The organism is Desulfopila sp. IMCC35006 (genome assembly GCF_005116645.1).
Taxonomy (GTDB): domain Bacteria; phylum Desulfobacterota; class Desulfobulbia; order Desulfobulbales; family Desulfocapsaceae; genus Desulforhopalus_A.
The window spans coordinates 53,893-66,732 of sequence record NZ_SWCM01000011.1; the positions used below are offsets into that span (position 1 = coordinate 53,893).

A 12,840-nucleotide genomic window follows, 5' to 3' on the forward strand; every position below is an offset into this window, starting at 1 on the left:
CATCGAAGGATGCCAAGAGCAAAACGAATCTCGGAGTTCGTTGTTTAGAGTAGCTATCCGAACTCGGATCATTCGGTGAGCGCCTTTTTCTCTCCAGCTACTTAGCCCATATATACTAGCCCAGCAACCTCATACTCCCACCCTCGGACTGAGATATTTTGTTCGGGGGTGTTCTTTTCTGCCATTGATCCTCATTTTTAGAAGTGGTCCCAGTCCTTAAACCACGGATCAACGGTTTTAAGTTGTGTAGCATGGCTCCTGGATTGCCGCCCTCCAACTCCTGTAACCTCTAAGTCAAGGTGTCGATGAGCTCGAGTACCCGCTGTTCAGTTCGGTCGCGCACATCACGCATGAAGTCCAGGGATTTGCCGGCGGGATCCGGCAGGTCCCAATCGTATCGGGCGGCCCCTGGAACCAGTGGGCAGGCTTCGCCGCAGCCCATGTTAACAATGATGTCGGGTTGACCTTCAGCCAGGGCCGCTTCGATGGTTTGGGTGTTGCGGAAAGCCATGTCGATCAGTTTTTCATGCATGGCCTCGAGCATGACCGGATTGACTTGGTCGGCCGGTGCACTGCCTCCGCAATAGACTTCGAGCATGTCGCCGGCGTGCACTTGCGCAAAGGCGGCCGCCATCTGGCTGCGGCAGGCATTTTCGCGGCAGGCAAACAGAATCTTTTTGCGGCCCACAAAGGGCTGCAAAACCTTGCGGGCCGCTTCACGGACTTCTTGTTTGGCGCTGGGATGCTTTTGCATAGCTCCCGCGCTTTCAATGCCCCGGTAGGTCAGGCTGCCGTCATAGCTGGCTTCCACGGCGTCAAAAAAATATTTGGCCGTCAAATGGATGCCATCAAAGAGGCTCTTGCCCCGGCTGGCACCTACCGCAAGCATGAACCCCCGACGATATTTGCTGTTGGGGTCCTTGAGCTTAAATTTATACTTGCGGGCCCAGAAGGTCTGGCAGCGATCGATAAGGGCCTTGAGCTGGGCCGTAACATTGAAAAAAAATACTGGCGAGGCGACCACAATCACATCTGCGCGGCGCAGCAGGGCATAGATCTCATGCTTCATATCGTCGTCGATGGGACAAAACCCTTTTTTTTCACAGACGATATACTCTTTGCACGGCTGAATATTCTGTTTATCCACCTCCACCACGTGGGTTTGGGCACCCAGACTTTGGGCTTCTGCCATGAATTCGGATAAGAGATAGCTTGAGTTACCCTTTTTGCGCGGACTTCCCTGTAAACCGAGTACGAACATGGCGCGGCATCCTTTATTTAAGTAGCTGTAAGGAAATCTGAAGTTTCCTAAAAATTAAAACTGGGTTAGTGGGATTAGCTCTCATGTGAGAATCACTATAAAGAAGGGATTTTCAATTTCTGTGCCTGAATAACGTCGGATATCGAATATAATATTTAATATCGGCAAAATAGGTAGCAAAAGGGAAGCGACTCCATGGCATAGTATTATGATCTAACTCATTGAGATTATACCAAAAGGAGCCACTTACTAATATTTATATTACGTGATTTACTTGCAACTTTAAAGAGGAATCTTCCAACACCTAGCAAGGGCAGAAAAGAAAAGTTTGGTTTACATGCACATTGCTCACGGAGGTGTGCTGGTAGGCAAAGGTGTGCACAAAAAAGCAAGAAACAGGATGATCAAAGGCGGTGGGCACCATCCTGTTTTTTTCTTCATTGGTTGCTGAATCAACAAATGATTGCAAAAAAACAATTGTCATAGGTGACTATACTGGAGGTCGACATGTGCTTTGACCTGGATATTGAATTTATCAAATCTCTGAAAGAGACAGGAGGCGACACATTGAAGAAGTGTTATCAATGTGTCTCCTGTTCTGTTGCCTGTCCTCTTTCAACGGATCAGCATCCTTTTCCCAGAAAGGAAATGATTTGGGCACAGTGGTGAATGAAAGTTCCCGGTGGTTTTGGGCTTTATTGGTGCCTTTATTCTCACGTGCTGGTCGGCGTTCAGGCAGGATATTTTGGGACTTATCTGGCCATCTTTTCATGGCCCGCTGCCACTGACGGACCCTTTCAAAACTCTGGCAAATATTTCTGCAATTGCTTTGCCTTACTGAGTCTGGGTACTTACCAGTGATCGCATTAAGCTGGAAAAGAGAGGGAAAGCAAGCAGGACATTTTATGACTGGTTTCTTATTTGGGAGATTGCTGCCGTAGGAATTACCGGCCTTCTTGCGGAATTGCTGCGCTGGGACGGCATGCCGACTTTAGGTTACCTCATCTATTTTCTGCATCTTGTCTTTGTTCTGATGCTCTTTCTGTACATGCCGTACACTAAGTTTGCCCATATAGTTTACAGGACGACGGCAATGTGTTTTGAAAAGTTCAGAGAAAGTGCTTGTGCAAGAAATACAATTATTTGAAAGAGAAATGGTAACATCGCTGTCCAGGTCGCAGATTTCGGTAACGCTGCAGCGGCAGTTGGAGGACAATAAAATAAAGGAATAATCCCTAAAGCATCATCTGTATCCAGATGGTGCCATTCCGCGTTCTCAAGCTATTTTCCCTGCTCATTTCTTCAATGTCAGGAGCTCTTAGGTATGCATTCGTCTCTTCTGTTGTGTCGATATGCGGAACTTTTTTGCCTTCTCTCATTTAGATAAAGATGTTTTTCACATATTCCTGTATCTGCGTAGAATTCAAGAGCATACAACGCGAAGCGTATCGCAGAAAAGCACAAAAAAGAATAGGCAGAAACAGGATCTCGAATTACAATATATTGGTGCTCCTTTTCATGGTGGATTTTTTCGAGTACCACCCCTCTGAGGCTCCAACCGGGAGATGGCGGGCAAATGAATGACACATTCACAAGTTTTGAGAATATCCGCTATCTAGAAGAGCTCTGGCAACATTTTCAAGACAACCCGGATTCGGTGTCTCCCCGGTGGCAAGCTTATTTTGCAGGACTTGAAAAAAATGGGCCGGCCTCGCCGGGTAGTCCTGCGGGACTTGCAGAGGGCCGGGCTCAGCTCCACCAGGGCTTTGGGCCTGGTGGTTTGACGTGTGCCCGTTGCGGCCGTGCCGGGGCCATGTCTTTTCTGCAGTACAACGTCAGTCTTCTGGTCAGAAATTATCGGGTACGGGGACATATCCTGGCCAAATTCAATCCCCTCGGCAACCCACGTACCGCCCTCCCGGAGCTTGATCCGGAATACTACGGCCTGTTCAGCGAGGATCTTGATCTGCTCTTTACCTTCGGCCATTTTTCCGGGCAGAAGGCTCTGCCTCTTCGGGAAATACTTGAGATTATCAAGGAGACCTACACCGGTTATATCGGCGTTCAATTCATGCATATTGATGCCCTGAATGAGCGGGAATGGCTGCAGCAACGGATGGAAACGACCAGAAACCGCATCAGGCTTTCCAGAAAACAGCAGGTCAGAATTCTGGAGCGACTCACGGATGCAGTGGTCTTTGAGCACTTTATCCAGAAGAAATTTGTCGGAGCCAAATCGTTTTCGCTGGAGGGTGCGGAAACCCTCATTCCTCTCCTCGATCAGGCCATTGACAAGGCGGTTGGCCAGGGAGTCAGCCACATCGTTATCGGCATGGCCCATCGTGGACGTCTCAATGTGCTGGCCAATATCATGGGCAAGAGCCCCCGGAACATTTTTGAAGAATTCCAGGATGCTGATGCGGAAATCAATGTCGGTCGCGGTGATGTAAAGTACCACAAGGGATTCCATCAGAATTACAGAACCGGGGATGGAAAAAAGGTCGTCCTCGATCTCTCCTTTAATCCCAGCCATCTTGAGTTTGTCGGGCCGGTAGCACAGGGGGCCCTGAAGGCATGCCAGATCAAAAATGATGTTCAGGATACCAACAGGGGGCTGTTGATTCTCATCCATGGGGACGCTTCTATGGCAGGAGAGGGTATCGTTCAGGAAACCTTGAATCTCAGCGGGCTGGCTGGCTTTTCTGTGGGCGGGACCCTGCATGTGGTAGTCAATAATCAGATCGGTTTTACTACCCTGCCGGCCGAAGGGAGGTCAACGACCTATGCCAGTGATGTCGCTAAAATGCTCCAGACTCCTATCTTTCACGTAAATGGCGAGGTGCCCCATGCGGTGGCGCAATGCCTCGATGTATCACTGGATTTTCGGCAGCAATTCAAACGCGATGTCGTCATCGATATGTACTGCTATCGCCGGAGGGGTCACAACGAGGGGGACGAGCCCAGATTTACCCAGCCTGTTATGTACGAGGCGATAGACAAGCGTCCTACGGTTCGCGACAGCTTTATGGAGCACCTGATTTCCCTTGGAGAGCTGAAAAAAGATGAAGCGGATGTCATTCGACAAACACGGGAGCAGTATTTTGAGGAGGAGTTTCGCACATTGGCGGATTCTCCAGAGGATGGCTCGGCATCTTCAAGTTTGTTCACCCACCCTCACGGGCCATATGTCGGCGGTATTGACGCTCTGGTTGAAGAAGTGGAAACAGCGGTGTCACTTGGCCAGCTGCAAAAACTGGGAAAACAGTTGGTCGGGGTTCCAGCCGATTTTACCGCACACCGTAAAATCGTCAAGCTGCTCAAAGCACGAGAAGAGATGTATGCAGGCAAAACCCCGCTGGACTGGGGCGCTGCCGAAGCCCTGGCCTTTGCCACTCTTGTTGACGAACAGGTGCCGGTGCGTATTTGCGGCCAGGACAGCCAGCGGGGAACCTTCAGCCACCGGCACAGTGTCCTCCATGATGCTGACACCGGCGCATGCTATCTCCCTCTAGCCAACATAAGCCCGTCCCAGGCAAGGATTGACATCATCAACAGCCCGCTGACCGAGGGGGCGGTTCTTGGTTTCGAGTACGGCTATTCCACCGCGTATCCCGAATCGCTGGTGGTGTGGGAAGCACAGTTTGGGGATTTTGCCAATGTGGCGCAAGTCTATATTGATCAATTTATCAGCTCGGCGGAAACTAAATGGAACCTGCTATCCGGCCTGGTTCTGTTGCTCCCCCATGGTCTGGAAGGAACTGGACCGGAACATGCCAGTGCCCGGCTGGAGCGTTTTCTTGCCAATGCGGCAACAGATAATTACCAGGTGGTGAATCCAACGGAGCCGGCGCAGATCTTCCACCTTTTAAGGCGTCAGGTAAAGCGCCGCATTCGCAAACCGCTTATTGTGATGGCACCAAAAAGCCTGCTGCGTCATGCCAAAGCGGTCTCCCCCTTGAGAAGTCTTGCCGAAGGCGGTTTCAGGAAAATAATTCCGGACAATGATTGCCGGGCGGACAAAGTTGATAAGATTCTCCTTTGCACCGGCAAGATATACTACGATTTGCTGCAGGAGCGGCAGCAGAGAAATATCGAAACAACGGCTATTGTACGCCTGGAACAGCTCTATCCCCTGGCAGAAGATGCGCTGGCATCCGCCCTTGGACCCTATCCAAGAAATATTCCGCTGCTCTGGGTCCAGGAGGAACCACTGAATATGGGGGCCTATTCTTTTATCCGTCTCCGTTTCGGTGATTTTTTCAGTCAGAACTGGTTGTTCGATAAGGTGAGCCGGCCTATTTCCGCCACACCGGCGACTGGCTCGGCATCCAGTCATAAACTGGAGCAGTCATTGCTGTTTAAAGCGGTTTTTGACGACTGGAAGTACACTTGAAACATTCGTAAAATTACAGCTGGGGGACACGATGATTGTTGAAATTAAGGTGCCTGAACTCGGGGAATCGATTAACGAAGTTGAGATCGGTGAATGGCTTGTCCAGATTGGCGATACGGTGCAGGCCGACGAGGAGATCGTCGCCATTGAGTCGGATAAGGCGACGGTGGAGGTTCCCGCCCCGGCGGCAGGTGTTCTGGTGAAGATCCTCAAGGAGCAGGGTGCAACGGCCGTTATTGGCGAGGTTGTCGGCCATATAGACACGGCACCGGACGGCCAGAAAGAAATGCGCCCGACAACCGGGGAGGGTGAAAGACAAGATGCCCGGACCGATTCTGCAACAAACAGAGAAGAAGCGCCTGCAAAATCTGCGGCAAGGGTTATGCCCGCTGCCGCCAGGATACTGGCCCAGCATAATGTCGCTGCCGATACGGTGACTCCGACTGGACCGGGGGATCGCATCCTCAAGGAGGACGCACGGCGAGCCGTGACCGAAGTTGCCTCACCTGAGAAAATCAAAGAGGAACAACAACCACTCAGCTCCGGACCGGAAGGGGAGCTTGAGGCGGCTAAAGAGCGCCGCGTGCCCATGACCCCCATTCGAAGGACCATTGCGGCCAGGTTGCTGGAGGCCAGGCAGGCTATGGCCTTGTTGACCACCTTCAATGAAGTTGACATGTCCGAGGTGAAAAGAGTCCGGTCACTATTTGGTCAGCAGTTTGCCGACAAATTCGGGGTGAAGCTGGGATTCATGTCTTTTTTTATCAAAGCCGCTGTAACCGCCCTGGGTGACTTCCCCCTGGTCAATGCGGCAATTGACGGCAGGGATATTGTGTACCATGACAGTTGTGATATCGGGGTGGCCATCGGCGGCGGCAAGGGGCTGGTAGTTCCGGTATTGCGGCATGCGGAACGCATGGGGTTTGCCGAGATAGAGAAAAAAATCGCCGAGTTCGCAAAGAAGGCCAGGAACAACAGTCTGACTATGGAAGAGCTCACTGGAGGTACCTTCACTATCAGCAATGGCGGAGTATATGGCTCCATGTTATCGACACCGATTGTCAATCCCCCGCAAAGCGCTATTCTGGGGCTTCATGCGATTCAGGACAGGCCGGTGGCGATTGGCGGGGAAGTGCGGATCCGGCCGATAATGTACCTGGCTGTAACCTATGATCACCGGATAATTGATGGCCGCGAAGCCGTGAGTTTTCTGAAAAGCATTAAAGAGCGGATCGAAGCGCCACAGAAACTATTCCTGGAGATCTGATTATGATGGCCGACAAAAAAGAGGGTTACGATCTGGTGATCATTGGAGCCGGCCCGGGTGGCTATATCGCTGCTATTCGTGCCGCTCAGTTGGGGCTGAAGGTGGCCTGCGTGGAAAAAGACGCTGTTCTCGGTGGTACCTGCCTGAATATCGGTTGTATTCCGAGCAAGGCTCTGCTCGAATCGTCGCATAAATATGCCGAGTGCAGAACTGGTTTAAAAGCCCACGGCATAATGGTGGGAGAGACCTCCTTTGATCTTGCGACTATGATGGGTCGCAAGGATGAAATCGTCAAGACCCTCACCTCGGGGATAGACTACCTGTTCAAGAAAAATAAGATCGAGCGGTTTACCGGTGCCGCCCACATTCTGGATGGCCTCAAGGTCCGGGTGACAGGAGAGAAAGAGCTGCTACTCACAGCCAGGGCGATACTCATCGCCACAGGGAGCAGGGCTGCCGGGCTGCCGGGCGTGGCAATCGATGGGACACATGTGGTGTCCAGCACCGAAGCCCTGGCCTTTGCGGCGGTGCCCAAACAGTTGGTCGTGGTTGGAGCCGGTGCTGTCGGCCTCGAGTTGGGGTCCATCTGGCACCGTCTCGGCGCCGAAGTAACGGTGGTGGAGTATCTTGACCGAGTTCTGCCAACCGCCGACAGGGATATGTCCAAGCATGCGTTGCGCATTTTTAAGAAGCAAGGGTTGAAATTTCTGCTTGGTGCAAAAATTACCGGGATCGAGCAGGCAGGTGAAGGGTGCCGGGTCAACATTTCCGGTAAAGAACCTCTTGTGGCCGAGAAGGTACTTTTGGCTGCCGGGCGAACACCATGCTCCCAAGGGTTTGGTTTTGAGGAATTGGGCGGCAGGATCGATAAGAAGGGATTCATTGAGGTGGATAGCCATTGGCAGACTTCTTTACCGGGAATCTATGCGATCGGAGACGTGATCGGCGGGGCGATGCTTGCCCATAAAGCGTCTGAGGAGGGAGTGGCATGTGTTGAATATATGGCCACCGGCTATGGTCATGTCAACTACCAGGCAATGCCCAGTATTGTGTACACCCACCCGGAGGTGGCGTCCGTCGGACGAACCGAAGATTCTCTTTTGGAGGAAGCGGTGCCGATTAAAACCGGGATCTTTTACTTCAAAGGCAATGGTCGTGCCCTTGCCCTCGGCGAGTCAGACGGGCTGGTCAAGGTCATCGCCCATCATGACACCGACCGAATACTGGGCGTTCATATCATAGGGCCCCAGGCGGGTGATTTGCTCGCTGAAGCGGTGGTGGCCATGGAATACGGCGCCAGCAGCGAGGACCTGGCCCGCGCATTTCACGCGCATCCGACTCTTTCCGAAGCGCTCAAGGAGGCTGCGCTGAACGTTGCAAAAGCCGCCATTCATGGGTGAAAAAAGAATGTATTACGCACCTGCTGTTTTCTGATTGTATCCAACAGTAATTACCTTTAACGGAGCAAATTCCATGGAAAAATATCTAAAGGTTAAACAGGCTATAAAGAGGAAATTTCCGGTAATAAAAGGCGAAGAAAGCTTGAATGCAGCGATCCAGCTCATGGCGGAGTCTGATGTTTCGGTGCTGGTCGTCAAAGCCGAGGAACTGCTCATCGGCATTCTCACCGTCTCCGATGTCATGCAGGGGCTGGCTCAAGATTATGATCTTGAGCAGACAAAAATCTCATTCTTTATGACGGAATGCAATGTCGATGGCAAGAATGCAAACGGCAAATCATGTATCCAACTTGACGAAGATCAGGACCTCATGTCTGCGATCAAGGTCATGTACACGGGCGGCATAAATCACTTGCTCGTTACGGGCGTAAACAATGAACCACTTGGAATCGTCTCAAACCTTGATCTGATTAAGCTGATGGCCTCCCGTCAACAGCCAGGATGATATCCTGGATTGACAAATTTTGAAACAGCCGGAAAGAACCAGAGAGGAAATGAGTTCAAGGCATCAAAACACACATAGGAGCGAATTTGAACTGTTGCCAAGAAGGTAATCTTGGCAACTAACTTCGAGGTATTAATCTTAATTTTCCTATCTACTGGAGGATTAGCATGACAGATGAACGTAGCGTGCCTGGAGCAGGCGCTGTACTGATAGTTGGCGGTGGCATGAGCGGACTGACTGCAGCTCTCGAAGCCGCTGAACTCGGACAAGATATTTTTTTGATTGAGAAAAACTCTTATCTGGGTGGCCGAGTTGCGCAGCACAACCAATATTTTCCCAAGCTTTGCCCCCCTATCTGCGGACTTGAGATCAACTTCCAGCGGATCAAGAACAACCGCAGAATTCGTGTCTATACCATGACTGAGGTTAAAAGCATAGCAGGCAGCCCCGGAAATTATCAAGTGAGTCTTGAGACCAGGCCGCGCTACATTAACAGCAACTGTACCGCCTGCGGGGCATGTGAGCAAGCGTGCCTGGATGAACGGGACAGTGACTTCGATTTCGCTATGTGCAAGACCAAGGCCGCGTACAAACCCCATGATCTGGCATTCCCGATGCGATATGTCATTGACAAGGAGGCATGCAGCGAGGCGAGCCTGCAGGCAATCAAAGACGCTTGTAAATACGATGCAGTAGAGCTTGACATGCAGACAAAATCTTTCACGCTTGATGTGGCCGCTATTGTTTGGGCTACGGGTTGGAATCCTTATGATCCAAACAAAATAACCAACCTAAAGTTCAATGAAAGCAAGGCGATCATTACCAGTATGATGATGGAGCGCCTGGCATCTCCCAATGGACCTACCAACGGCAGGATTCTTCGTCCAGGTGATAACAAAAAACCGGAAAGCTTTGCCTTTGTTCAATGTGCCGGTTCCCGTGATGAGAATCATCTGGAATACTGTTCATATATCTGCTGCAATGCCACCATCAAACAAATCACCTACATACAGGAACAATACCCGGAGGCCAAGGTCTACGTTTTTTACATTGATTTGCGGACGTCCGGCAGACACGAGAAACTGCGTGACACAGTAACTGCAAAGGGCAATGTCCTCTTCACCAAAGGAAAAGTGGCCGAGATTGTCCCGGAATCTGATGGCAGTGTCACCGTGGTAGCTGAAAATGCGCTCACCGGAGAAAAGATCCATCAGAGAGTCGACATGGCTGTTTTAGCCACCGGGATGGAACCAACAATGAAAGATCAGGCCGCTGCGCTTGGCCTGCCAATTGATAGTAACGGCTTTATTTTGTCTAATCCGGAGAATGGCATGGTTTCATGTGGGTGTGCCAGGAAGGTGACCGATGTTATGGTCAGTGGCCAGAATTCTACTGCAGCCGCCCTTAAAGCCATTCAATCGTCGAGGAGGTAATGTCAATGGATAAAAAATACGGGGCATATATCTGCACAGGTTGTGAGATAGGAGAAAATCTCGACATTGAAGCACTTTCAAGTGTGGCCGGCGAACAGGGGATGACGGCCAAGCTCCATGCAGCTCTATGCAGTGAGGCCGGCCGTGAAATGATTAGAACTGACATCGCAAATGATGGGGTGAATACCGTCGTTATCTGCGCATGTTCTCCGCGGGTTTGGAAAAAGGAGTTCTCCTTTGGGGATGACAAGATCACTGTGCGCGCCAATCTCCGCGAACAGGTGGTCTGGTCGATGGAGAAGCCCAGCGAGTCACGGAATGCCGAAACGATAGCAGAATATACTAATGAGCTTGCCCAGGATTATGTCCGAATGGCATGCAAACAGGCCCAAAAAACCGATCTGCCGTCTCCTTATATGCTTGAAAAAACCACCAAGACTATTCTGGTGATGGGCGGCGGCATTGCGGGACTCACCGCTGCAAAAGAAGCTGCCGGATCAGGTTATGACGTGACCCTGGTTGAGCGGGAAGATAAACTGGGGGGTAAGGCCCTGAACTGGCGCAAACAGTTCCCCACCAAATCCCCTTACGCCTCTCTTGAGCAACCTGGTGTCCACGAGATGGTCAAGGTGGTTGAAAGTGATCCGAAGATCACCGTGAAGACTGGCACCGAGGTGGCCAGGATCAGTGGGGCGCCCGGTGCGCTGAAGGTCACTTTCAAGACTGCCGGAACCAAGAACGAATGGGACGCCCCCGCCAAGGTATCCAGCGATGATCAAGATAAAATGAATAAGGGCCAGATGCCCGATCCCAACGAAGGGCTGAAGGCGTATATGGAGGAAAACCCCGATGCCGAGGATTTCGGCGGCGTGGTCCTCGCCACTGGTTGGTATCCCGCAGACGTTTCGGAATATGAACATTTGGGCTACGGCAAATTTAGGAACGTGCTCACCAACATTGAATTTGAAAGTCTTGCTGCCCATGGCCAAATCACCCGGCCGTCAGACGGCAAACCTGTCGAGTCTGTTGCCTTTGTGCAGAGCCCGGGCGGTGCTGAGAATGATAAGGATTTCCCTTATGCCAACTTCGTAACCAGTGCTGTTGCTTTGAAGCAGGCCATGTATGTGCGCGAGGACAACAGCGACGCCAAGGCCTATATCCTTTACCAGCACATGCGCACTCCCGGCAACTTGGAACTTTTCTACAAAGCGGCACAGGATGACGACGGCATTTTCCTCACCAAGGCCAATGTTATGCAAGTCAACGAAGAGGGCGACGGCTCCCTGACGGTAGCCATAACCAACACCCTGCTCAATGAGGATATGACCATTCAAGTAGATATGGTGGTGTTGGCCGCCGGTATGATACCAACCACCAAGAAAGAACCAAGCATTAACCTGGCTTACCGCCAGGGACCGGCGTTTATGGATCTTGAGCTGTTTGACGGGTATGTCGACTCAAACTTTATCTGCTTCCCATACGAGACGCGGCGAACGGGGGTTTATGCCTGCGGTGGTGTCCGGAAAGCCACTGATATGGAAGAGACCATTGACGATGCAACCGGCGCAGCATTGAAAGCCATTCAAGCCATCGAATCTACTGATCATGGGATTGCTGTTCATCCGAGATCCGGCGATCAGTCCTTTCCAGAGTTTTTTTTCCAGCGTTGCACCCAATGCAAACGCTGTACAGAGGAATGCCCCTTCGGCGCGCTGGATGACGACGACAAGGGTACGCCGAAACCAAACATCAGCAGGTGTCGCAGATGCGGAGTCTGCATGGGTGCCTGTCCCGAACGCATCATCGGTTTCAAGAATTACAACGTTGACATAATCGGCTCAATGATCAAATCCGTTGAAGTGCCCGACGATGATGAGGATAAGCTACGATTTATTGCGCTGGTTTGCGAAAACGATGCTTATCCAACCCTGGATATGGCGGGTATGCGTAAGTACGGTTTGAACAACCTTGTAAGAGTTATTCCTGTGCGATGCCTAGGTTCGGTCAACATGGTATGGATTAGGGATGCTTTATCTTCAGGTATGGACGGTGTTGTCTTGCTGGGTTGTAAGTTCGGCGACGGCTACCAGTGCCATTTTGTCAAAGGGAGTGAACTTGCCGATAAACGTATGGCGAACATCGGAGAGACCTTAGGCAGCCTAGGCCTGGAACCTGAGCGGGTAGCTGCACGTGAAGTAAGCATTGATGACTATCATAAAATCCCGCAAATCATTAATGAATTCGTTGAGAAAATCGTCGAACTTGGCCCAAACCCCTTTAAAGGATTCTAAAAAATATTATTGTTGAATAAAGCTGTTCAGCAGACCGACTGTTTGCCGAACGGTAGCGAAGCACGGAAAACTATTATAAAGGAGAATATCATGTCTGAGAAAGTTGTAATTGATGAGGAAGAATGTATTGGCTGTGAGGCTTGTGTGGAATGTTGTCCCTCCGTATTCGCCTTTGATGACGATAAAGTTAAAGCTTATGTTCTTGACGATGCAGATGCCGAAGAAGATTGTGTCGATGAGGCGATAGCTTCATGTCCAGCACAGTGTATTTCTAAAGAATGACAAATTTA

At 50.9% G+C, this 12,840-nt stretch carries 8 protein-coding genes; 7 read left to right on the forward strand and 1 reads right to left on the reverse strand.

The window, feature by feature from the left end:
• Positions 1-289: 289 nt before the first annotated feature.
• Complete coding sequence (locus FCL47_RS17275) at positions 290-1,261, reverse strand: NAD(P)H-dependent oxidoreductase (RefSeq protein WP_136814787.1); 972 nt, start codon at positions 1,259-1,261, stop codon at positions 290-292.
• Between the two features lie 1,576 nt (positions 1,262-2,837).
• On the opposite strand from FCL47_RS17275, the gene FCL47_RS17285 reads away from it, so the two are divergent.
• The 7 genes from FCL47_RS17285 (at position 2,838) to FCL47_RS17315 (ending at position 12,832) form a co-directional block, all read left to right on the forward strand.
• Positions 2,838-5,654 (forward strand): 2-oxoglutarate dehydrogenase E1 component, encoded by a 2,817-nt coding sequence (locus FCL47_RS17285; protein ID WP_136814788.1) that lies wholly within the window; start codon positions 2,838-2,840, stop codon positions 5,652-5,654.
• Between the two features lie 31 nt (positions 5,655-5,685).
• A complete protein-coding gene (odhB, locus tag FCL47_RS17290; protein ID WP_136814789.1) occupies positions 5,686-6,921 on the forward strand; it encodes a 2-oxoglutarate dehydrogenase complex dihydrolipoyllysine-residue succinyltransferase in 1,236 nt (411 codons plus the stop codon).
• Positions 6,922-6,923: 2 nt separating this feature from the next.
• Positions 6,924-8,321 (forward strand): dihydrolipoyl dehydrogenase, encoded by a 1,398-nt coding sequence (lpdA, locus tag FCL47_RS17295; protein WP_240744283.1) that lies wholly within the window; start codon positions 6,924-6,926, stop codon positions 8,319-8,321.
• A 73-nt stretch (positions 8,322-8,394) separates the two neighbouring features.
• Positions 8,395-8,826, forward strand: a complete 432-nt coding sequence (locus tag FCL47_RS17300; RefSeq protein ID WP_136814790.1) for a CBS domain-containing protein — start codon at positions 8,395-8,397, stop codon at positions 8,824-8,826.
• Between the two features lie 167 nt (positions 8,827-8,993).
• Positions 8,994-10,259, forward strand: a complete 1,266-nt coding sequence (locus FCL47_RS17305; RefSeq protein ID WP_136814791.1) for an FAD-dependent oxidoreductase — start codon at positions 8,994-8,996, stop codon at positions 10,257-10,259.
• 5 nt (positions 10,260-10,264) lie between these two features.
• A complete protein-coding gene (locus FCL47_RS17310) occupies positions 10,265-12,550 on the forward strand; it encodes an FAD-dependent oxidoreductase (RefSeq protein ID WP_136814792.1) in 2,286 nt (761 codons plus the stop codon).
• 90 nt (positions 12,551-12,640) lie between these two features.
• Positions 12,641-12,832 (forward strand): ferredoxin, encoded by a 192-nt coding sequence (locus FCL47_RS17315; protein ID WP_136814793.1) that lies wholly within the window; start codon positions 12,641-12,643, stop codon positions 12,830-12,832.
• Positions 12,833-12,840: the final 8 nt, after the last annotated feature.